The sequence below is a fragment of the Dellaglioa sp. CoH-55-MRSF-6 genome (genome assembly GCF_056782215.1).
Window position 1 is genome coordinate 1 of record NZ_JBXAYJ010000009.1, and the last position, 22,852, is coordinate 22,852.

Below are 22,852 nucleotides of genomic sequence, written 5' to 3' on the forward strand. Positions count from 1 at the left end.
TTATTTGCGATATTCATTATCGCCTCAATAGCACTTATTAAATATATCAGCTTTCTTTTTCTTGGTCAAGTCTATTTATGTGAATATCTCTTAATATTACAAATAAATCGTAATTTCAGTCCCCTTATCATTCGAATCTTTCACACTAATCTCTCCACCCATTGATGTCACTAGTTCCTGCACAATAGCGAGGCCAAGCCCATTACCTTCTATTTGTTTATTTCTAGACGGATCTACTCTATAGAAACGTTCAAATATTCTTTTTTTGTCTTGATTTGAAATACCAATACCAGTATCTGATACTGCTATAAAAAATCTTGTCTTTATTTTGCCTACTTCAACTACCATACGCCCATTATCAACATTATATTTAACAGCGTTTTGCAATAAATTACCTAAGATAGTGGCTATCTTATTTTTATCAAACTTTACATAAAGATCTTTTGTTATTCTCTTGTCTACTATTAAATTTTTACTTTTAATAGTACTACTTAATAAATCTAACTCATAATTTATCATAGCATCTAAATTGAAACTCGAAATATTTTCTTTGGGTTTTTGCCCTTTTGCTAATTTTAATATCTCTTGAATTAATACTTCTAATTTTTCACTTTCGTCATAAATAATATTTAAAAATTTGTTAGTTGTACTTGAATCAACAGATTCTTCTAAAAGAGTTTCAGCAAATCCTTTAATTGCTGTTACTGGTGTTTTCAATTCATGACTCACATTTCCGACAAATTCATTTTGCATTTTCTCTAATAATTTCAGCTCAGTTATATCATATAAAATTACGATTACTTGAAATTCTACATTGTTATTTGCTATATAGACGACCGTTGCATCAACCACTCTGTTTGTATTGGCAATTTCAACTTCATCTCTTTGCTTATCTTGTGTTTTAATGGCTTTTTCAATTAGTCCACTCAATTTGTATGTTTTAATATCATCAATATATGAATGTTGCTTACTTTCTATCTGTTGGCCTAATAATTTAGAAATCATATCATTTACGACTAGTACTTGTCTTTTATGATCAATTTGCATAACCCCAACTGTCAAATGTTCAATTAATTTTAGATAGTTATTATTTTGTACCTGATAGTGAATATTTCTTTTCTTTTGATAACTTTCAACACGATTAATGGCTTTCGATAATTCAAAATTGGGACTATCTGTATCTAGTAATACATGATAAGAATCTCCTTTATTGACTAAACTATTCAATATATTAGCCATTAATTCGGACTCAGCACCTGCTTTAGATGCTATTTTATAAAGTATAGCTATTTCAATCAAACTCAACACACTTACTCCAATAATACTATTCTTACTAAAAAGTTTCCCGGATACATCCCATAGAAGTGTCATACTAAATGTTAAATTTAGCAACAAGATTAACGTCGTAATTATCCATTTTAGTTTTTGTTTCATTTATTCTCCTCAAACTTATAGCCAAATCCTCGAACTGTCTTTAAATATAGGGGGTTTTTAGCATCTACTTCTAATTTTTCGCGTAAATGGCTCACATGCATATCTATCATCCTTGTTTGCCCTTCATAATCGTATCCCCAAACACCGCTCAATAACTTTTCTCTACTTAGCACACGTCCTGTTCGTTTAATAAAATATACTAAAAGTTCGAACTCTTTTGGTGTTAATGCAACTTTTTCATCATTTTTATAAACTGAATAGTTAGAAAAATCAATTTTAAAATCTTTAAATTCTCTCACTTCATTATCAATTTGTTCATCCTTAGATGAGTCATGTTCAGTACGTCTCAAAATAGCCTTAATTCTTGCTATTACTTCTCTTGGACTAAACGGTTTAGTCATATAATCGTCTGCACCAATTTCTAAACCAATTATTTTATTCAATTCATCATCTTTAGCCGTTAAAATGATTATTGGCGTTTTTACTTTTTCTTGTCTTAATTTTTTTGTAACTTCGATACCATCGTAACCAGGCAGCATCAAATCGAGAATAATGAAATCAAAATTTTGTTCTGTTGCTTTTTTAAATGCACTAGGCCCATCTATTGCTACATGCACTTCATAGTTCGCATTTTCTAGATTATACGTTAACAGCGTAACAATTGCTGGTTCATCATCTACAACTAAAATTTTTTTCATTATTTATCCCCCTGATAACTAAATTTATTTAATTATGACTAACCCTATTTCATATGGTGAGTCTGAAAATATCGCACTTTCTGTTATTTTTGTATCTCCACTAAATGTCCTAATTTTTAATCGACAATACGTTGAGCTACTCTGTAATGCTTCATACAATTCGGTTTCGTTTCTAACTTCAATGCCATTACATTGAACGACCACATCACCAACCTCTACGTCCATCTTTGAAGCTGGCGTACCTGGGCGTACCCCTACAATTAATATTCCTTCATTGGATTCTGCAAACCATTTTTCTTGTTTATTATCATGGCGTTTGATCATATATTGGCTGATACAATACGCAACTAATAGAACAATTAATCCATATATCCCCATTATTGGTATAAATATAGCCATTATCGCTAAACCTGTCCCTATAAAAGCTAAATATAAGTATTGTTTTTTTATAAATTTGATAGCTACTCTTGGTATTTCTTTATAGATACGTAATGATAGCCCAACAATTAATGGTAAAATAATGATGTTAAATTCTGTACCTGCTATATGAATAATTGGCCACCAAGAGAGTACACTATGGAATTGATCACCCGGTGTTAGAATTACAAGTGGCACCAGATACAGATCCTTCATACTAAACGACGATATATTTCGCCCTCGTTTACCTGACTGTGTGTTCGGCGATAAGGGACTATTTCTGAATAAATACAGCGCACAAGCAGTTATAAATAAAATGACTGTCCCTATCAGTAGAATCCCTGTCGTAAATTCAACGTGAAATTCTTCATATTTAAATATTTCAAAATTACTTAATTGAGATTTAGTCATCCCATATACTAGTCCCGATATAATAAATAGCGGAAAGATAGCATCAAATACTGGGTATAGTAGTAGTCCTAAAATCATAAAAATAGCATAAATAACTACCCAGTTAATAGGCAACATAACACCTAGTCCAAATAGTAACATTGATCCAATAATACTAAAAATAAAGCCTACTTTTATTGCATGACGTCCCTCATAAAAATCACTATCGACAGCTGTTCTAAATGCTTGTCTCTCTTTTTTAATTCTTCGTGTATACATACCATAAATCAGTATAATTGCTAACCAAAGCGTTGGTTGCATGAAAAAGTTTCCAATAATTTTAAGCGTTACCATAAATGCACCTATTTTCTTTAATATATAGTACTCAAATTATATCATGCTTTGTCATGATTCAAAAAAGATAATCATAATAACAAAAAAGACTGAATTTTGCATTTAGCAAAATCAGTCTTTTAAAATTTAATTAAATTTTAAGGAAACGACGCATTGAAACGAACGATCCTAAAGCACCAATAATTATCCCGATTGACACTAATAATAAATCAATTTCTGCCAAGAAAGTTCCTGGTGTTAATAATTGATAACTAGTTGATGCCAACGAAACTTGTAAACCGTTATAAATCCAAATATAGCCAAAATCAACTAAAATAATTGGAATGATAGCACCTAAAAGCCCAGTCCATGCACCTTCAAGTAAAAACGGCCATCTGATAAATCCATTCGTCGCACCTACTAGACGCATAATTCCAATCTCATTTCTTCGAGATAAAATTGTGATTCTAATCGTGTTAGAAATTAAGAATACTGCAACAAAGAGGAGTAAAGCACTAATAATCATACCCCATTTTTGGATATTACCAACTACTTTAAATAGTTTTTTAGCAGATGTGCCCCCAAAACTAGCATCATTTACATAATCTAAACTTTTAGCACGTTTTGCAATTTGCTCAGTTTGTTTTGGTTTTTTAGTTTGAACATCAAATGTATCATATAGTGGATTATCATCCCCACCAAATAACTTAAATTCATTACCATAACTACCAACAACTTGTTGTAATTGCTCCTTTTTACTTGAAAAAGTAACTTTTTTAACTTCTGAATAACTTTCAAGTTTCTTTTTCAAATCAGCCTGTTGATTCTTTGTTGTCTTTCGTTCAACAAACACTCTGACTTGAACATCGTTCTCAACATCAGATGCTAATTTATTTACGTTCATTAAGATTGAAAGTAACACCCCAACCAAAATTAACGTTACAGTAACAGCACTAATAGCAGCAACAGACATCCATCCATTACGACGTAAACTCTTAATACTTTCACCAAAATGACGCCTAAACGTTCTCATTTTCATAACCGTATTTTCCTCCTTCTTCATCTCGGGCAATACGGCCATCTTCAATAGCCAACAAACGATGTGGATATTTGTTCACAATAATACTATTATGAGTTGCCATGATAACTGTTGTCCCTTGTTCATTAACTTTTTCTAAAATTGACATAATATCATCTGACGTTTCAGGGTCTAAATTCCCCGTTGGTTCATCAGCAATTAAGACTTCTGGTTTATTTGCAACTGCACGTGCAATCGCAATTCTTTGTTGTTCACCACCAGATAATTCTTCCGGAAATTTATCCGCCTTGTCAGACAAATCAACAAGATCTAGCACGTAATCAACACGTTCTTTAATTTCTGCAGGTTCTTTTTCAATAACTTCTAACGCGTATGCAATATTTTCAAAAATTGTTAAACGAGGTAATAATTTGAAATCTTGGAATACAATTCCTAAATCTCTTCGTAAAAATGGTACTTCTTTTGGTTTCATCGTTTCTAAATGAAAATCATTTACTGTGATTTCACCAGATGTTGCTTGTTCTTCATGGTACATCATTTTTATAAATGTCGACTTTCCGGCACCACTAGGTCCAACCACATATACGAATTCACCTTGGTCAATTCGAAGATTAATATCATTGCTTGCAATAATATCATCAGAATATTGTTTAAATACATTTTTAAATTCTATCAAACAGTGAATCCTCCTGTGTCTATTTTCATAACATTTTCATTATAGCATGATTATTTACCTTTATATTGCAGTAGTCTTACAATTAAGTTTCATTTTTTAACTTGGATTTTCATTTTTTAATTTCCACTGTAAATAAGCATTAATAAATCCATCTATATCACCGTCCATTACCGCTTGAACATTACCAGTCTCAAAATCGGAACGATGATCCTTAACCATTGAGTATGGGTGGAACACATATGATCGAATCTGCGACCCCCATCCAATATCCATTTGTTCACCTTGAATGGCAGCACGTTCTTTTTCTTTTGCTTCCATTTCAAGTTGATATAACTTAGATTTCATCATACTTTCAGCCGTTGCCCTATTTTGAAATTGTGACCGCTGCGCTTGGCTCGAAGTTACTATCCCTGTTGGAATATGAATTAATCTAACTGCTGAAGATGTTTTATTAATATGTTGTCCACCAGCTCCGGATGATCTAAATACTTCCATTCTGATATCATCTTGATTTAATTCTATTTCGACTGAATCATCCAACTCTGGCATCACATCAACAGATGCAAAAGACGTGTGGCGTCGACCAGCAGCATCAAAAGGTGAAATACGAACTAATCGATGCACCCCTTTTTCACTCTTAAGATAACCATACGCGTTTACTCCCTTAATAAGAAGCGTCACACTTTTCAATCCCGCTTCATCGCCAGATTGATAATCTACTGTTTCGACGATTAGCCCACTTTTTTCAGCCCATCTCGTATACATTCTAAGTAACATTAATCCCCAATCCTGAGATTCGGTACCTCCTGCACCTGGATGGATTTCTAAAATAGCATTTCTGCTATCATAAGGTTCATTCAATAATAATCGTAATTGATACTTGTCGAGTGCTTTTTTTGTCTCGTTAAACAAGTCATCAAATTCTATTAGCATATCATTATCATTTTCTTCTTGTAATAATTCAAGCATGACTTGTAATTCTGATACCTTACTCTCTAAATCATGAAACGCATCATATTTACCTTTTAATTGATTGTTTTCGTCAATAACTTTTTGTGCTTCTTCTTGGTGATTCCAAAAATCTGGGTTAGCCATTCGTTCTTCATTTTCAGAAATACGTTCATTCAGCGTCTCTAAGTCAAAGAGACCCCCTGAAGTTAGTTATTTTTTGTTCCATTTCATTAATTTGTTTCCTATAATCGCTTAATTCCATCAATTTTCTCCTTAATTTACTAAAAAGAGTCACCTTCAAACTCTATCGAATTCGGAAGTGACTCTTTAATAATGTTCTCTGATTAACTTTTTGATTAACGTTTAATATTTTGTCTGATTTCAGCTTTCATAAATAAACGTGTCACTTCAAATTCTATTGCTCCAACGACTTCTTCGAACATTCTAAATCCATCTGATTGGTATTCAACTAGAGGGTTTAATTGTCCGTAGCCACGTAGTCCAATAGACTGACGAAGTTGATCCATTGCATCAATATGCGCTGTCCATTTATCATCAACAACACGTAACACAACCACTTTTTCAAATTCAAGCATTTGTGCTGCATCAACTAATTGATCTTCTTTAATTTCATAGTTCTTTTCAGCGCGGTCGACCAAGTAGGCTTCGATTTGGTTAGCATCTTTACCTTCTAAATCTGCCAATGAGATACTGTCTTCATTAACCATTGAAGAGACAGCAAAATCTACAATAGCTTGTAAATTCCATTCATTTTGGTCACCTTGCGTGTGCATCTGAACAATATGATTAACAGTACGTTGTATCATAGGCATAATAACAGGTTTTAATGTTTTTTCTTCCATAATAATTTGTTGTCTCTGGTTATAAATAACCTCACGTTGTTCACGCATAACATCATCATATTGTAAAACATTTTTACGTGTATCATAGTTATTACCTTCGACACGTTTTTGTGCTGATTCAACTTGTTTTGTAATCATACGACTTTGGATAACAGCGTCATCTTCAGTAATGTTCATACGTTCTAAGAAGCTCTTAATACGTTCTGAACCGAATCGTAACATCAAATCATCTTCCAAAGAAAGATAGAATTGTGTCATCCCATCATCCCCTTGACGGCCAGCACGGCCACGAAGTTGATTATCAATACGACGAGATTCATGGCGTTCTGTACCAATAACAGCTAATCCACCAATTTCTTTAACGCCAGGGCCTAATTTAATATCAGTTCCACGTCCGGCCATATTCGTAGCTATGGTAACAGCACCACGTTGTCCAGCATTTAAAATGATTTCAGCTTCACGTTCATGATTTTTAGCATTTAAGACAGCATGTGGAATTTCAGCATCATCTAACATTTGTGCCAATAATTCTGACGTTTCAACTGCTACAGTACCAATCAACATAGGTTGACCAGCTTCATGGCGTTCTTTGATATCAGCAATGACAGCTTTAAATTTGCTATTTAAAGATGGATACAATAAATCTGCTTTATCATCACGAATAATAGGTTTATTCGTTGGAATTTGAACAACTTCCATATTATAAATTTCACGGAATTCTTCTTCTTCAGTTTTAGCAGTACCCGTCATACCAGATAATTTCTTGTACATTCTAAAGAAATTTTGGTAAGTGATGTTAGCCATTGTTTTAGTTTCGTCTTCAATTTCAACATGTTCTTTAGCCTCGATAGCTTGATGAACACCATCAGAATAACGACGACCTTCCATAATACGACCAGTAAATTGATCAACAATCATAACTTCACCATCTTGTACAACATAATCTTTATCACGTAGCATAACAAAATTAGCCCGTAATGCATTATCCAAATGATGAGTCAAAATTGTATTATCTGTATCATATAAATTATCTAGTCCAAAATATTTTTCACCTTTACGAATTCCTTCTTCGGTTAATGAAATTGATTTTGATTCAAGATCAATTTTATAGTCTTCTTCTTCAGTTAACGTTTTAACAAAACGATCTGCACGAACATACATGGCAGTCGTCTTTTCAGCTTGACCAGAAATAATCAACGGTGTTCTAGCTTCATCAATCAAAATTGAATCAACTTCATCGACGATAACATAGTTTAAAGGTCTTTGAACCATATCTTCACGATAAACAACCATGTTATCACGTAAGTAATCAAAGCCTAATTCACTATTTGTTGAATAGGTAATATCAGCTGCGTAGGCTTCGCGCTTTTCTTCAGCTGTTTTTTCGTTAATATTCAATCCGACAGTTAAACCTAACCATGAATATAATTCGCCCATTTCTGTTGCATCACGGCTTGATAAATATTCATTAACAGTAACAACATGAACACCTAGACCTGAAATTGCATTTAAATAAACGGGCATAGTAGCTGTTAAAGTTTTACCTTCACCAGTTTTCATCTCCGCAATATCACCATTATTTAAAACCATTCCACCAATCATTTGCACACGGAATGGGTATAGTCCTAACACACGTTTTGCGGCTTCTCGTACCACTGCAAATGCTTCTGGTAAAAGATCATCAAGCGTTTCACCTTCTTGATATCTTGCTTTAAAAGCAGGTGTTTTAGCTTTTAGTTCATCATCAGATAATAAAGCCATCTCGTCGGCCATATTTTCAATATTATCGGCTATTTTGCCTAGTTTTCTTAATTCACGATTATCACTTTCAACCCATTGTCTTAATACATTTGCCATTTAGCTTTTCCCCTTATATATCAAACACATTTATTGAATTATTTTTAATTATAATATCATTTTTTATAGTATCACTAAATCAATAAATTTTAAACTAAAATAACAAAAAAGCCCTGAGTAGTTAACTTACTCAACAGGCTTTTCAAGGTTAGTTTAATCTTCAGCTTCAATTAAACCATAGCGACCATCTTTACGTTTGTAAACAATGTTAATACCCTCTGTATCAGCATCTTCGTAAATAAAGAAGTTATGGCTCAACATATCCATTTGTAAAATAGCTTCTTCACTATTCATTGGTTTTAAAGAAACATGCTTTGTCCGAACAACATCAAATTTGCTTACTTCATCAATAGAATCTGATTCTTCATCAGCAATTTCATTACGAATTTCAATATCTTTAATTCCCTTGCCTCTTGATTGGCGATTAATTTTAGTTTTATATTTGCGAATTTGACGTTCTAATTTATCAGTCACAAGATCAACACTTGAAAGTAAATCTTGTGATGTTTCTTCAGCTCGAAGGACGAGAGAAGGCATCGGAACTGTCACTTCAACTTTGGCCGTTTTATCTGAATAAACTTTTAAATTAACATGGGCCGTTGAATTAGATGTATCAGTAAAGTATTTTTCTAATTTAAATAATTTCTTTTCAACATAATCTCTAGTAACATCTGTAACTTCAACATTTTCACCGCGAATATTGTATTTTAACATAATAAACTCTCCCTTCAATCTACAGCAGGTAACGAAACTATTAATTACCTTACCGCTTGATTTAATTATAAGCGAATAGACTTAAATTTACAAATGATATCCCTTAACAAATCTATTTAAAACGCCATTGTAATCGTTAACAGTCATTTTAACTTTTGCTTAAATATATCATACTAATTTATTTAAAAATTGTACCTATTGTTCATTATCTTGCAAGGGTAATACTCTTAATGCTTTTAGCATTTTGTGCTAACAAAATATGGGCATAAAATAGTGTTCGGCCGGTAGTATAAATATCATCCACAATCAAAACAACTTTATCCGATAAATCTGGGCAATCTGGACTAAGTTCAAACGGTTGAATTAATTCAAGCCTTTGTTGCCTATTTTTATGCGATTGTTTTTCTTTAACCGTATTATTTCGCACTAAAAAATGATCATGCTTAATATCTAAAAGACCACAGACTTGATTAAATCCTCGATTATTTAACGTTTCAGAATCAACAGGTATCACCACGAGGTAATCAAAATCAATTGTTTCTATTTTGTGCTTTAATTGTACTTGAAAAATAGTTCTCAGCTGATAATCACCATTAAACTTATAATTTTTAATGATATCTTTCATAAAATCATTATAAATGTACAACGCTTGATTCTGAAAATTTAAATTAGGATAAATAAGTTGCCATTTCTTACAATCCGCACATAATTGTGGCCTATTTTGTTCTCGACCGCATCCTCTACAGGCTAACTGAGTATTAATCAATCGTAACTGCTCCTGGCATCTCTTACAAACTATCTTTTTTTCATAAGGTTTAGTCGATAATATAAATGCTAGCGTTAATTTTTGACTAAATGTATTATGACAAATCTGACAGTTTCTCATATCTTTAATTTCCTTGCTTTACGATTCATCGTTTTTATTTGTCCAACTGCCTTTTTTATTGAAATCGTGTAGTCACAACATAAAAAGATAACGTCACCAAACGGACGATTGACATTACGTCCCACTCTGCCAGCAATCTGAACTAACGCTGCCGTTGAAAAAGTTTTATCATCTGCACCCAGAACAAAAACATCCAGATTAGCAAATGTCACACCACGTTCTAAAATTGTTGTTGTGATTAGATACCGTAGTTCGCCTGTTCTAATTGCCTTAACTTTATCTAGTCTATCTGGATCTTCAGAATAAACAGTGTCCCCCTTTAAATTAGGAAACTTCTTTTTAAATGCTTCCATTACTGGTTCCAATAACCAAATTTTCGGCACAAAAATTAAAAATGGATCCTTACGTTTTAGCCACTCTGTCATTTTCAGTGTTAATTTTTTGGGTAAACGTCCTTTTTTTAAATTCTTTTCCCACGCTTTTTCAAATTTAATTTTAATTTCAGGCAATAATTGACCATGAAAGCGTATTGGTAAATAACTAACCGTTAATTGTTTTAAGCGAACCTCCTTTAACAGATCCTCACTTGGGGTTGCCGTTAAAAATAAACTTGCCCCTTTTTGTTTAGTTGCTTGTGTTGTTGCTTGAAGCAGTAATTGATTCTGTGCATATGGAAAGGCATCTACCTCATCAACTATCATAACGTCAAACGCTTTATGAAATCTTAACAATTGATGTGTTGTACAGATGACTAGTTGGGTATAACGGTATGGTTCCGTTGTCTTTCCGTGCAGCAAACAAATATCAATATTTTGAAATGCTGCCTGCAATCTCGGAAATAATTCAATACAAACATCGACCCGTGGTGATGCTAAACAGATGCGCTTACCATCCATAATAGCAGCTTCAATACCTTTGAATAGCATTTCTGTTTTACCAGCGCCGGTTACCGCCCACAGTAAATGCCGGGCACCCGAATTTTTAAAAATTTGTTTCACTTCATTAGCACATATTTCTTGGCTAGTCGTTAATTCTCCATTCCACGTCAATGGACTCCCTTTTTGAGTTGAAAACAAGTTGGGTTCAGGTATAGTATAAAGTGTAGTCGTAGTTGAAATACGTCCTAATATCATACAGTATGAACAATAGTACCGGTCACCTTGTAATTTATTTTCCTTTAAATTAAGTTGTGAAAGGCATCTGCGACAGATTAATTGTTTATCTTCAATACTAATTCCTGGGTACGACGTAAGTTCATCTAAATTAATAGTTTCGTCAATTTCTGAATCAGTTATTAAACGACCATACAAACTTGAAAGTGTCATTCTCCTCAATCCCTTCAATAAGTTTAAATACGCAAAGGAACCTTAATTATGTCAAAAAATTATTTAACAATTAAAGAATCTGGTTTAGCCACATTAATTGAAAAGAAGTCTTCCTTCATTTGTCGTGTCACTCGAATCGCGACAGAATCTGATGCAGTTGCTTTTATTGAATCAGTCAAGAAATTAGAACCTAAAGCAAGACATCACTGTTTTGCATACACATTTGGTACTGAGTCTGAAATCCAACGTCAAAGCGATGATGGTGAACCCTCTGGAACGGCTGGTGTTCCCATTCTAGAAGTTATTAAAAAAAATCAGCTTAAAAATATTTGTATCGTTGTTAGTCGAAAGTTTGGTGGTATTAAGCTAGGTGCTGGTGGTTTAATCCGTGCTTATAGTAATGCTGCTTCGCAGACGATTGAACAAATTGGTATCGTTGAACGTATTTTACAAACCGAACTTATTTGCCAAATTGCTTACCAAAATGTTGGAAAACTTGAAAATTATCTTGAAAAAAATTCAATTATAATCCAACACACAACCTATCTTGAAACAGTAGAAATAACTTTAGCAGTTGATAAAAATTTGATATTAACCTTACAAGATCAACTAATCAACCTACTCAATAACCAAATAACTTTTAAATTAGGCCAAGATTTATATAATGAAATTCAAGTTAAGTAAAAAGGATGCCCAATTACTGGACATCCTTTTTACTATCTATTTTTTTGAAGTCATCGTTTTAACAATTCTTTTAATCCAATTTAGCAGTGGCTTTCGTTTAGATCCAACTAATCCGATGGACTCTACGAATAGTTCTAGTCCCACTAATGTCGCAACTGACATTAGTATTGAACCCCAAATTGATGATATTGGATAAAGTAATGAAATAAATGAAAAAATTAACGCAATGCCATATATAACTAATACTGTCTGTCGATGCGTTAACCCCATTTGCATCAAACGATGATGTAAATGATGTTTGTCTGCTTGAGAGATAGGCTTTTTATTTAAAATCCGGCGTAACATTGCATAAACAGTATCCGTAATTGGTACACCCAATATTAAAACAGGCACAATAATAGAAATAAAAGTTGCATTTTTAAGTCCAGATAAAGAGAATACTGAAATCATAAATCCAATAAATAACGCGCCTGTATCCCCTAAGTAGATTCTAGCTGGAAAGAAATTATATGGCAAAAATCCAATCAGAGCAGCAACCAGCGTAAACATCATAATTGCAATATAACTATTTGTATTAACTAAAAAGAAATAGCCTACCAAACCACTTGTAAATAAATCAATAATGGAAACCCCAGTTGCTAAGCCATCTAATCCGTCTATTAAATTAATAGCATTTGTAATAGCTAAAATCCAAATAATTGTAATAGGGAAACTCATCCATCCTAAATTAATAATACCAAAATAAGGTAAAGTGAATGTCGTCATTCGCATATTTGAAAAAAAGTAGACGATCAAGGCGGCAACTGTGATGCCAAACATCTTTTGGCGTGGTTTTAATTCAAACTTATCATCTAAAACACCGGTGATAATAATTACCAATTCAGCAACAAACAGTGTCACTAACATTTTTATTGGATATTGATTTTTTAAAATAAAAAAATTCGTAAAGTTAAAAGCTATAAAAATGGCTAATCCACCCATTGTAGGCATTGAAACCTTATTTACTCGTCTATTATTTGGAACATCGACTGCTCCAATTTTAATTGAAAATAGTCTAATAACGGGAGTTAGCAACGCGGAGATAAGCGCTGTTGCGAAAAATGCTACGATAATTGGAAACATTTTGATATCTCTCCTTAAAAATATTCTGTCATAGTAGTCTTAACTATACCACGTTGTTAAATAAATACAAAAAAAGTATCAATTAAATTTAATTGATACTTTTCAATGTTTATTTTTTCAAATGATAATTATATGTTGCAACAATAATATTCTCGCGAGAATTTAAGACCGTTCTCAATCTTAAACTCGTTTGATTATGAAGAATATTTTGCCATGGTTTTCTTGGAACAAACTGTGGTACTAAGACTGTCGTTGTGAAGTTACGAGCAGCGGCATTCTTAGCAATAACATCTGTAAATTTCACAACAGGTGAAGCAATTGAACGATATGACGAATGTAAATCAACAAAACGAACACCAGGGAAACGTTCTTTAAATTCACGTTCCGTTTCATGTTCTTTTTCCGGATTTGTATCGAAAGAAACGTGCATTGCAATTACGTAGTCACCAATTGAACGTGCATAATTAATTGCACCCGTTGTAACATGCGTTACAGAACTAACTAACACGATAACTGTGGAGCCATCGTAATCATGAATTTCTGCTTCTTCTGTTAAACGTAATTGTTCGGCAACTTTATTGTAATGATCATTTATTTTATAGAATATAATATACATAACTGGCATGATAATAAAGAATGGCCATACTGTTGATAAGCGATATCTAAAGAGAATCAACAAAATACTAAATGAGATAAAGGCCCCTAAGAAATTGTAAAAGGCTTTCATAATCCAACCTTTTGGGCGATCATGATACCATTTTACAATCATCCCTGTCTGAGACAACGTAAACGGAATAAACACACCTACCGCATATAATGGAATTAATAATGACGTTGATCCATTAAATATAAATGTTAAAATAATTGATCCGGCCGCTAACGTGATAATTCCGTTAGAGTAGCCTAATCGATCACCTTTATCCATATACAAATGAGGCATAAATTTATCTTTAGCTAAATTAAACGCTAAAATTGGAAATGCCGAGAAACCTGTATTTGCAGCTAATACTAAAATCAATACTGTTGAAAATTGGAAAACGTAATACAAAATACCTTGTCCAAATGTTGTTTGTGCAATTTGTGAAAGAACAGTTACTTTTTCAGTAGGAATAATGCCATACCAATAGTTTAAGAATGTTATTCCACCAAAGAAGACTGCCAAAAGCGTCGCCATAATTGTTAAAGTAGCAGCAGCATTTTTAGCATGTGGTTTTTTGAAGAAAGGCACTGCATTACTAATTGCTTCAACACCAGTTAATGAAGATGATCCCGATGAGAATGCTTTCAAAAGTAAGGCTAGTGTAATTCCAGGAACGGCCGTACCCACAGCAGCTGTTGCGTGGTAAGGTACTTGACCTGTCATAATATTATAACCACCAACTAGTAACATCAATATAATCATAACCACGAAAAGATAAACAGGAATAGTTAAGAATGAAGCTGATTCCCGCAAGCCTCGTAAGTTCATTGCCATTACCAAAATAATAATAACCACTGAGATTGCTACTTGATGTCCATATAACGAAGGTACCGCAGAAATCAATGCCTCAGTCCCTGCGGAAACACTAACCGCTACTGTCAACATATAATCAATTAAAAGCGATCCACCAGAAATTAATCCAGCATTTTTACCTAAGTTTTTACTTGAGACAACATACGCGCCTCCACCCTTAGGATAAGCATGGATAATTTGGCGATACGAAATTGTAATTGAAGCCAATAAAACTAAGACTAACAATGCAATTGGTAATGAATACCAGATTGCCATTGCTGAAAAGCCCACTAAAACGGTAACAATTTGTTCCGTACCATACGCCACAGATGAGAGTGCATCTGACGATAAGAGCGCTAATGCCTTAAATTTTGATAATTGTTGATCTCCTTCTTCAGAAGATTTTAATGGCTTCCCAATTAAAAGTCTCTTTAAATAACGACGCATTTCTCTTTACCCCTTATGTTCTATATTTAAAAATCCATTCATAAATGATGCCAAAACAGCGCATTTATTTTACTGAATAGTTATTTTAATTACTAATTTCTATTCACCGAATTCACTCTATTTTACTCGTTTATTTTTAAATATACAATACTGCAAACAAACTTTATTTTCAGCATAAAAAAAGAGCTACTAATCCCAGAATAACACGGATTAATAGCTCTTAAATTTTCATCATTTTTTATGACAAATGGGTTACATCATACCGCCCATACCACCAGGCATTTGTTGTGGATCAGCTGCAGATACTGGTTCTGGTTTATCTGCAACAACTGCTTCAGTTGTTAATAATAAGGCTGAGACACTAGCTGCATTTTGCAATGCTGAGCGTGTCACTTTAGTTGGATCAACAATCCCAACTTCAATCATATCTTGCCATTCATTTGTTGCTGCGTTAAAACCAATACCAGGTTTTTCTGATTTTAGTTTTTCAACAATAACTGAACCCTCAAGTCCAGCATTCTTTGCAATTTGGCGTACTGGTTCTTCCAAAGCACGTTGAACAATCTTGATACCCGTTAATTCATCGCCAACTGCTTCAAGTGCAGCAACTTTACTAATAACGTTAACAAATGCAGTACCACCACCGGCAACGAATCCTTCTTCGACAGCAGCGCGTGTCGCATTCAAAGCATCTTCAATACGGTATTTGCGTTCTTTTAATTCTGTTTCAGTTGCAGCACCAACTTTGATGACAGCAACCCCACCAGATAATTTTGCCAAACGTTCTTGTAATTTTTCACGATCAAATTCAGACGTCGTTTCATCGATTTGTTTTTTAATCAAACCAACACGTTCTGTAATTTTAGCTTTATCACCAGAACCTTCAACAATAACTGTGTTTTCTTTTGTAATATTAACTTTACCAGCTGAACCTAATTGTTCAATTGTTGTATCCTTCAATTGTAAACCAAGTTCATCAGTAATCACTGTTGCACCAGTAACGATGGCAATATCTTCAAGCATCGCTTTACGACGATCACCAAATCCAGGTGCTTTGACTGCAACAACGTTAAATGTACCACGAATTTTATTCAATACTAATGTTGGTAAAGCTTCCCCATCAACATCATCGGCGATGATTAACAATGGGCGACCTTGTTCCACAATAGATTGTAATAATGGTAAGACTTCTTGAATATTAGAAATTTTCTTATCCGTTACTAAAATATATGGTGTCTCTAAGTTAGCTTCCATTTTATCGTTATCAGTTACCATATATTGTGACAAGTAACCTCGATCAAATTGCATCCCTTCAACGACATCTAATGATGTATCGATGCTTTTTGATTCTTCAATTGTAATAACGCCATCATTACCAACTTTTTCCATAGCGTCAGCAATTAAAGCACCAATTTCTTCATTAGCTGAAGATACAGAAGCAATTTGAGCAATATCTTCTTTTGTTTCAACTTTGTGTGATAATTCATGTAATTCAGCAACGGCTGCTTTTGTAGCAGTTTCGATACCACGACGAATCCCAACAGGGTTAGCACCTGCTGTCACATTCTTCATACCTTCAGTGACGATAGCTTGTGTTAAAACAGTAGCAGTTGTCGTTCCATCACCAGCTATATCATTCGTTTTTGAAGCAACTTCTGATACTAATTTAGCACCCATATTTTCAAAATGGTCTTCTAATTCAATCGCACGAGCAATTGTTACACCATCATTTGTAATAATTGGTGAGCCATATGATTCTTCTAAAACAACATTACGGCCTTTTGGTCCTAAAGTTGATTTAACGGTATTGGCTAATTGGTCAACACCTCTAAGCATTGCTGAACGAGCATCTTCAGAAAATTTTAATTCCTTTGACATAATTAATCCACCTCATCTTTAATTTAAATTTATATTAGTCTACTGTTGCAACGATATCTTTTTCATGAACAATTAAGTAGTCTTTACCTTCGAATGAAACTTCTGAGCCAGCATACTTATCAAATAAAACGGTCTCTCCAACGTTAACAGCAACAGCAATTTTTTCACCGTTATCCATCGTACGGCCATCACCAACTGCAACAATTTTTCCTGTTTGTGGTTTTTCTTGTACGTTACTTGCTAAGACGATCCCGCCTACTGTTGTTTCTTCTTCTTTTGTTACTTCTAAAATAACACGATCTGCTAATGGTTTTAACACGTTCTATCCCTCCAACACTTTTATTTAGCACTCTATCTTCCTAAGTGCTAATCACAAAATTAACTATAATCAATTTTTCAAACAATTGCAAGCATTTCAGCTCTTATTTAATAGAATTTTTAATATGAATTGAATTCGCTATCTAGTCAATTATGCTATACTTATCATACAAATTTATTCACTAGAAAAATGCACGACTATCTAATTACAGTTAAAGGAGTTCTCATGTCAAAATCAACTAGTAAAAATTCAATCGCTATTTTATTAGGCTACCTCGTTATCTTTATTTTACCAACAATTCTGAATCAACTATTTTCTTTAAAATCAGTTATCTATCCAGTAATGACGGCTGATTATGTTTTAGGAGCAATATTGTTAATTTGGTTAAATCATTACTTCAGTGCTAGAAATACAATAGATGGTTCCTCTAAATGGTCACAAATTATTTCGTGGGGTATTCTTGGATTCGTTCTAACGTTAGTAATCCAAACAGTTATTCAATTAATTTCATTCACCATTTTAAAAACGACCGTACCCTCACAAAATACAAATGAAATTATGACTATTTTTACAAAATATCCTTATTATATGTTGGCAGTCTCACTTGGTGCTCCCATTATGGAGGAACTCGTTTTTAGAAAAGTCTTTTTTGGCAATTTAGCAAGTTTCATATCACCTATTTCTGCCGCAATTCTTTCTAGTTTATTATTTAGTTTGGCACATAATGATGGCCATTTAGCTATCTACTTTTTAATTGGATTACTTTTCTGTTACCTCTACAAACGAACAGGTGACATCAAAACGTCAATGATTGCTCATATTCTTATGAATAGTCTAGTATTAATTATTCAATCGTCACTTTAAAAGAAAGGTGGAATTATTTTGATTCTGTTACAAGTACAACAAGCAGCTCGCTATTTTGGCGCAGATGTTCTTTTTGAAAATGCAAATATGGATATCAAAGACGATGCTAGGATAGCCCTAGTTGGTCGAAATGGTGCTGGAAAATCAACATTAATTAAAATGATTATTGATCAAGAGGCTACTGATGCTGGTCAAATCATTAAACATAAAGGCATGACCATCGGTTACTTAGCACAAACAACAACTGTTACTTCAGAACGTTCGATTTGGGACGAAATGAGTCGTGTTTTTGATTATTTAAAAAAAATGGAAATCCAAATTCATACATTAGAAGCCCAAATTGCTGATCCTAAAAATGCAGAAGATTCTGAAAAATTTGAAAAACTATTATCAACCTATGATCAAGTTTCACATGATTTCAGTGAAAAAAATGGCTATGGTTATGAATCAGAAATCCGTTCTGTTTTACATGGTTTTAGATTTTATGAAGAAGATTTCAATCGCGATATTAGGACTCTCTCTGGTGGTCAAAAAACACGTTTAGCCTTAGCAAAATTACTTTTAGAAAAACGTGATTTATTAATTTTAGATGAACCAACTAACCACTTAGATATTGAGACACTAACTTGGTTAGAAGGCTATTTGAAGACTTATACAGGGGCACTCTTAATTGTCTCTCATGATCGTTACTTCTTAGATAAAATTGTGACAGAAGTTTATGATATGAGCCATAATGAAACGACTCACTACAATGGCAACTACTCCCAATTTATTGTAAAAAAAGAAGCTAATTTAAAACAAGAATGGAAAGTTTTCGAAAAACAACAAGATAAGATTGAAAAACTCGAAGATTTTGTTAATAAAAACATTGTTCGAGCCTCAACAACAAAACGAGCGCAAAGTCGTCGTAAACAACTCGAAAAATTAGATAAACTTGACCGACCAGAAGGTGACGAAAAAGCCCCTCGTTTTAGTTTTAAATCTGCAGATGAGAGTGGTAATATCGTTTTAACTGTTGCCGGGGCAGCTGTTGGTTACGATAATAAAGTGTTATCTGAACCCGTTTCAATTGATTTACATAAGCATCAAGTTCAAGCTATTGTTGGCCCGAATGGTGTGGGAAAATCAACCTTACTTAAAAGTATCTTAGGCCAAATTCCATTTATTCGTGGTGAAGCATTCCTTGGCGCTAATGTTCATGTTGGCTACTACGATCAGGAGCAAAATCAATTAACAGATAAAAATACTGTTTTAGATGAACTCTGGAATGATCATCCTTCAACTCCTGAAACAGATATTCGATCATTATTAGGTGGATTTCTATTTTCTGGGGATGACGTTTTGAAACGTGTCTCAAATTTAAGTGGTGGTGAAAAAGCGCGTCTTGCTTTGACCAAACTTGCAATGGACAAAGATAACTTCCTAATCTTTGATGAACCCACTAACCATTTAGACATTGATAGTAAGGAAGTCCTTGAAAAGGCGATTGCTAACTTTGATGGTACTGTCTTACTTGTTTCTCATGACCGCTACTTCATTAATAAAGTTGCAGAAAGTATTATTGAAGTTTCAAAAGAAGGCTCTACTTACTACATGGGTGATTACGATTATTATGTTGATAAAAAAGAAGAATTAGAAGCTATCGCAGCCGAAAAAATGGCACTTGAAATTGCCTCATCTTCAGAAGTCCCTGAAGTTAAACCAACAACTAATTATCAACAAAATAAAGAAACGCAAAAGGAACAACGTAAATTAACACGTGAAATTGATCGTTTAGAATCTGAATTAAGTGAATTAGAAATTCATCAAACAGAACTTGAAGAAAAAATGTCTCAACCTACTATTTTTAGTGATGCAGATAAACTTCAGGAACTACAAACTGAACTACAATCTATTCAAACTGCAATAGAGACTGCAGAAACTAATTGGGAAGAAGCTAGCTTAGCTTTAGAATAAGCTAGCTTTTTTTTTTTTATTTATTGACATTTAAAGAATGAAAGCCTATTCTTTTGTTGTAATCTAAAAATAAAATATAAGTACACTAGGGGTGTTCTTTAGAAGAACTGAGATAGGTTTTTTCAACCTAATCCCTTCGAACCTGTAAGCCAAAACTTGCGTAGGAAAGTGTGAAGAAGGACCCCACTCTACAATTTTTTTGTCAAAGAGTGGGGTTTTTGTGTACTCAAGAGGAGAAAGTTATGCCATTAGAACTACTCGATAAACTTCGTGAAGAGAACCCAGTAATTTTCAACATTTCTAATTACATCACGGTTCAAGACGTTGCCAATGGACTCAACGCAATTGGCGCTTCCCCTATCATGCCCAGTGCGATTGAAGAAGCAGCCGAAATGTTACAAATTTCTGCTGCTGCCACAATCAATATGGGATCATTTAAAAGTTCAGAATTACCTTACATTGAGAGGGTTAGTCAAATCGCAAACGATTTAGCTATCCCACTTGTGCTAGACCCAGTTGCTGTTGCCATGCCTTACCGACAAAAAGTAATTACAAACTTGCTTGAGCATTTTCATTTTAATTTTATTCGCGGTAATGCTGGTGAAATTGCTGCATTAGCTGGTGTTGAATGGCAAGCAAAAGGTATTGATGCAGGAAATGGTTCTGCAGATTTAGCAGAAATCGCAAAAATTGTAGCCAAACGGTACAATTGTACGGTTGTTCTAAGTGGTCCTACAGACTATATTTCTGATGGAAAGCGTGTTGCAACTGTGACACAGGGAACGTCTCTTTTCCAAACACATGTTGGTTCAGGCGATATGCTTTCAAGTTTAATTGCTGCGTTTGCAGCTGTCTCTAAAGATAATGAGTTTGAAGCAGCAAGAATCGCCTGCCTTATCTTTGCAACAACTGGTGAACTTGTTGCTGATGAGTTAATTACCGAAAAACCAGGTAGTTTTATTGTTAACCTACTTGATAAACTACATTTAATAACGATAAATGAACTTTCTAATCAGATAACGATGAAAGGAGACCTATAATGCCTGATTTTCCACAAGCACTTTCAATTGCTGGATCCGATAGTAGTGGTGGCGCTGGTATGCAAGCTGACTTAAAAACGATGCAAGAACGGCATGTCTATGCTGCAACAGTTCTCGTCGCAATCACTGCACAAAACACACTTGGTGTGCAAGACAGTCTTCCCCTCCCTGCTAAAATTATTAATGAACAATTTGCCTCAATTGCAAATGATTTAGCCATTAAAGCATGCAAAACAGGGATGCTTGCAGATTCAGAACACGTTAAAGTAGTCGTTAAAAATCTGAAAAAATATCAATTTGGTCCCCTAATTGTTGACCCTGTCATGGTTGCAAAAGGCGGTGCCACACTTCTTTCTGAGGATGCTGTTGTTACAATCAAAGAAGAATTAATTCCTTTAGCCACGGTAGTAACCCCGAATATTCCAGAAGCTGAAGTCATAACTGGCTTGACCATTAATTCAAAAGAAGACATGAGTGCAGCTGGAAAAAAGATTAAATTATTAGGTGCAAAAAACGTCATCATTAAAGGCGGACATTATAACTCTGAAAATATCGTAAATGACTTTGTATTATTAGAAGATAACGATTCATTCTGGATGAGCTCGAAACGTATTGATACAATTCGAACTCATGGCACTGGTGATACCCTCTCAGCCTGCATTGCAGCAGAAATTGCCAAAGGACAAGATATTAAAACGGCCATCTTAGTGTCTAAAAAATATGTTGAAGCAACAATTAGCAACGGTATTATCGTTGGACATGGTCACGGGCCATTAAATCATTGGGCATATCGTGAGGTAACGCAAAATGAAGACATTTAATCAATCATGGTTAGCAAGTTACTTCATTGCAGGAACTCAAGACGTCGCCGACAATCAATTACTACCTACTTTAGAACGAGCGTTAAAATCAGGCATTTCTTGTTTCCAATTTAGAGAAAAAAATCTCTTAACCCCTTTAACCCGGATACAAAAAAAGACACTCGCAATTGAATGTCAGAGGTTATGCACAAAATACCAAGTTCCTTTTTTCATTGATGATGATCTACCTTTAGCACTTGAAATTCAAGCAGATGGTATTCACGTTGGCCAAAATGACCAAAAGATTCAAAATGTGATAGATCAATCGGCGGGTCAATTAGCGATTGGCCTTTCTTGTCAAACACTCGATCAAATTAAACAAGCCAATCAATTATCAGGTATCGCTTATATTGGTAGTGGCCCTGTCTTTCCTACAAAATCAAAGTCAGATGCGACTGCGCCTCTCGGAATAGCTGGCTTAAATCAATTACTATCAATTAGTAAACTCCCGATTGTTGCAATTGGTGGTATTTCAGAAAATAATTTAGCCAAACTGGCTACTACAACTGTTTCGGGAGTTGCTGTTATTTCCTTGATTGCTAAAAGTCCGAACATTGAACAAACAGTTCAATCCATAAATCATTATTTTAAATTGGAGGACGATTAA

20 protein-coding genes and 1 riboswitch are annotated in these 22,852 nt (G+C 34.0%); of the genes, 6 read left to right on the plus strand and 14 right to left on the minus strand.

The window, feature by feature from the left end; genetic code table 11:
• Positions 1-96: 96 nt before the first annotated feature.
• From AC1RPK_RS07215 to AC1RPK_RS07260, 10 genes are all read right to left on the minus strand, one after another.
• Positions 97-1,434, minus strand: a complete 1,338-nt coding sequence (locus tag AC1RPK_RS07215) for a sensor histidine kinase (protein ID WP_481763302.1) — start codon at positions 1,432-1,434, stop codon at positions 97-99.
• The gene (locus AC1RPK_RS07220) at positions 1,431-2,132 is read right to left on the minus strand and encodes a response regulator transcription factor (protein ID WP_481761964.1); all 702 of its coding nucleotides are present in this window, start codon (positions 2,130-2,132) and stop codon (positions 1,431-1,433) included. The genes AC1RPK_RS07215 and AC1RPK_RS07220 overlap by 4 nt, the downstream gene beginning before the upstream one ends.
• A 24-nt stretch (positions 2,133-2,156) precedes the next feature.
• Positions 2,157-3,293 (minus strand): PDZ domain-containing protein, encoded by a 1,137-nt coding sequence (locus tag AC1RPK_RS07225; protein ID WP_481761963.1) that lies wholly within the window; start codon positions 3,291-3,293, stop codon positions 2,157-2,159.
• 130 nt (positions 3,294-3,423) lie between these two features.
• On the minus strand, positions 3,424-4,311 hold the full coding sequence (ftsX, locus tag AC1RPK_RS07230; RefSeq protein WP_481761962.1) for a permease-like cell division protein FtsX: 888 nt from the start codon (positions 4,309-4,311) through the stop codon (positions 3,424-3,426).
• A complete protein-coding gene (gene ftsE, locus AC1RPK_RS07235; RefSeq protein ID WP_481761961.1) occupies positions 4,292-4,987 on the minus strand; it encodes a cell division ATP-binding protein FtsE in 696 nt (231 codons plus the stop codon). Before ftsE ends, ftsX begins: the two co-directional genes overlap by 20 nt.
• A 96-nt stretch (positions 4,988-5,083) precedes the next feature.
• A protein-coding gene (gene prfB / locus AC1RPK_RS07240; protein WP_481761960.1) for a peptide chain release factor 2 occupies positions 5,084-6,200 on the minus strand; the annotation gives its coding sequence in 2 pieces (ribosomal slippage) (positions 5,084-6,127 and positions 6,129-6,200; 1,116 coding nt in all).
• A 94-nt stretch (positions 6,201-6,294) separates the two neighbouring features.
• Positions 6,295-8,658, minus strand: a complete 2,364-nt coding sequence (secA, locus tag AC1RPK_RS07245) for a preprotein translocase subunit SecA (protein ID WP_481761959.1) — start codon at positions 8,656-8,658, stop codon at positions 6,295-6,297.
• A 153-nt stretch (positions 8,659-8,811) separates the two neighbouring features.
• On the minus strand, positions 8,812-9,372 hold the full coding sequence (gene hpf / locus AC1RPK_RS07250; RefSeq protein ID WP_409021489.1) for a ribosome hibernation-promoting factor, HPF/YfiA family: 561 nt from the start codon (positions 9,370-9,372) through the stop codon (positions 8,812-8,814).
• Between the two features lie 205 nt (positions 9,373-9,577).
• A complete protein-coding gene (locus AC1RPK_RS07255) occupies positions 9,578-10,138 on the minus strand; it encodes a ComF family protein (protein ID WP_481761958.1) in 561 nt (186 codons plus the stop codon).
• Between the two features lie 116 nt (positions 10,139-10,254).
• Positions 10,255-11,583: an ATP-dependent helicase ComFA gene (locus AC1RPK_RS07260; protein WP_481761957.1), complete on the minus strand. Its 1,329-nt coding sequence runs from the start codon at positions 11,581-11,583 to the stop codon at positions 10,255-10,257.
• A gap of 48 nt (positions 11,584-11,631) precedes the next feature.
• Here AC1RPK_RS07260 and AC1RPK_RS07265 point away from each other — a divergent pair, with 48 nt between their 5' ends.
• On the plus strand, positions 11,632-12,267 hold the full coding sequence (locus tag AC1RPK_RS07265; RefSeq protein WP_481761956.1) for a YigZ family protein: 636 nt from the start codon (positions 11,632-11,634) through the stop codon (positions 12,265-12,267).
• Positions 12,268-12,303: 36 nt separating this feature from the next.
• On the opposite strand, the gene AC1RPK_RS07270 is transcribed toward AC1RPK_RS07265, so the two are convergent.
• From AC1RPK_RS07270 to groES, 4 genes are all read right to left on the minus strand, one after another.
• Positions 12,304-13,389 carry a glycosyltransferase family 4 protein gene (locus tag AC1RPK_RS07270; protein WP_481761955.1) on the minus strand — a complete coding sequence of 362 codons (1,086 nt, stop codon included), beginning with the start codon at positions 13,387-13,389 and terminating at the stop codon, positions 12,304-12,306.
• Between the two features lie 109 nt (positions 13,390-13,498).
• The gene (locus tag AC1RPK_RS07275; protein ID WP_481761954.1) at positions 13,499-15,328 is read right to left on the minus strand and encodes an APC family permease; all 1,830 of its coding nucleotides are present in this window, start codon (positions 15,326-15,328) and stop codon (positions 13,499-13,501) included.
• A 252-nt stretch (positions 15,329-15,580) separates the two neighbouring features.
• Complete coding sequence (gene groL / locus AC1RPK_RS07280; RefSeq protein ID WP_481761953.1) at positions 15,581-17,206, minus strand: chaperonin GroEL; 1,626 nt, start codon at positions 17,204-17,206, stop codon at positions 15,581-15,583.
• Positions 17,207-17,240: 34 nt separating this feature from the next.
• A complete protein-coding gene (gene groES / locus AC1RPK_RS07285) occupies positions 17,241-17,525 on the minus strand; it encodes a co-chaperone GroES (protein ID WP_481761952.1) in 285 nt (94 codons plus the stop codon).
• Positions 17,526-17,750: 225 nt separating this feature from the next.
• Here groES and AC1RPK_RS07290 point away from each other — a divergent pair, with 225 nt between their 5' ends.
• From AC1RPK_RS07290 to thiE, 5 genes are all read left to right on the plus strand, one after another.
• Positions 17,751-18,389 carry a CPBP family glutamic-type intramembrane protease gene (locus AC1RPK_RS07290; RefSeq protein WP_481761951.1) on the plus strand — a complete coding sequence of 213 codons (639 nt, stop codon included), beginning with the start codon at positions 17,751-17,753 and terminating at the stop codon, positions 18,387-18,389.
• An 18-nt stretch (positions 18,390-18,407) separates the two neighbouring features.
• Positions 18,408-20,345 carry an ABC-F family ATP-binding cassette domain-containing protein gene (locus tag AC1RPK_RS07295; RefSeq protein WP_481761950.1) on the plus strand — a complete coding sequence of 646 codons (1,938 nt, stop codon included), beginning with the start codon at positions 18,408-18,410 and terminating at the stop codon, positions 20,343-20,345.
• A 77-nt stretch (positions 20,346-20,422) separates the two neighbouring features.
• Positions 20,423-20,529, plus strand: a riboswitch (TPP riboswitch).
• Between the two features lie 58 nt (positions 20,530-20,587).
• Complete coding sequence (gene thiM / locus AC1RPK_RS07300) at positions 20,588-21,385, plus strand: hydroxyethylthiazole kinase (RefSeq protein WP_481761949.1); 798 nt, start codon at positions 20,588-20,590, stop codon at positions 21,383-21,385.
• Positions 21,385-22,206: a bifunctional hydroxymethylpyrimidine kinase/phosphomethylpyrimidine kinase gene (gene thiD, locus AC1RPK_RS07305; protein WP_481761948.1), complete on the plus strand. Its 822-nt coding sequence runs from the start codon at positions 21,385-21,387 to the stop codon at positions 22,204-22,206. Before thiM ends, thiD begins: the two co-directional genes overlap by 1 nt.
• Entirely contained in the window at positions 22,193-22,852 is a 660-nt protein-coding gene (thiE, locus tag AC1RPK_RS07310) for a thiamine phosphate synthase (RefSeq protein ID WP_481761947.1), read from the plus strand. The genes thiD and thiE overlap by 14 nt, the downstream gene beginning before the upstream one ends.

What these genes read in the sequence shown, in the direction of transcription:
- secA (WP_481761959.1), bottom strand. Translation starts at nt 8,658, where the DNA reads ATGGCAAATGTATTAAGACAATGGGTTGAAAGTGATAATCGTGAATTA.
- thiD (WP_481761948.1), top strand. Translation starts at nt 21,385, where the DNA reads ATGCCTGATTTTCCACAAGCACTTTCAATTGCTGGATCCGATAGTAGT.
- AC1RPK_RS07220 (WP_481761964.1), bottom strand. Translation starts at nt 2,132, where the DNA reads ATGAAAAAAATTTTAGTTGTAGATGATGAACCAGCAATTGTTACGCTG.
- AC1RPK_RS07275 (WP_481761954.1), bottom strand. Translation starts at nt 15,328, where the DNA reads ATGCGTCGTTATTTAAAGAGACTTTTAATTGGGAAGCCATTAAAATCT.
- AC1RPK_RS07225 (WP_481761963.1), bottom strand. Translation starts at nt 3,293, where the DNA reads ATGGTAACGCTTAAAATTATTGGAAACTTTTTCATGCAACCAACGCTT.
- AC1RPK_RS07260 (WP_481761957.1), bottom strand. Translation starts at nt 11,583, where the DNA reads ATGACACTTTCAAGTTTGTATGGTCGTTTAATAACTGATTCAGAAATT.
- thiM (WP_481761949.1), top strand. Translation starts at nt 20,588, where the DNA reads ATGCCATTAGAACTACTCGATAAACTTCGTGAAGAGAACCCAGTAATT.
- AC1RPK_RS07290 (WP_481761951.1), top strand. Translation starts at nt 17,751, where the DNA reads ATGTCAAAATCAACTAGTAAAAATTCAATCGCTATTTTATTAGGCTAC.
- hpf (WP_409021489.1), bottom strand. Translation starts at nt 9,372, where the DNA reads ATGTTAAAATACAATATTCGCGGTGAAAATGTTGAAGTTACAGATGTT.
- AC1RPK_RS07215 (WP_481763302.1), bottom strand. Translation starts at nt 1,434, where the DNA reads ATGAAACAAAAACTAAAATGGATAATTACGACGTTAATCTTGTTGCTA.
- AC1RPK_RS07265 (WP_481761956.1), top strand. Translation starts at nt 11,632, where the DNA reads ATGTCAAAAAATTATTTAACAATTAAAGAATCTGGTTTAGCCACATTA.
- groL (WP_481761953.1), bottom strand. Translation starts at nt 17,206, where the DNA reads ATGTCAAAGGAATTAAAATTTTCTGAAGATGCTCGTTCAGCAATGCTT.
- ftsX (WP_481761962.1), bottom strand. Translation starts at nt 4,311, where the DNA reads ATGAAAATGAGAACGTTTAGGCGTCATTTTGGTGAAAGTATTAAGAGT.
- AC1RPK_RS07270 (WP_481761955.1), bottom strand. Translation starts at nt 13,389, where the DNA reads ATGTTTCCAATTATCGTAGCATTTTTCGCAACAGCGCTTATCTCCGCG.
- thiE (WP_481761947.1), top strand. Translation starts at nt 22,193, where the DNA reads ATGAAGACATTTAATCAATCATGGTTAGCAAGTTACTTCATTGCAGGA.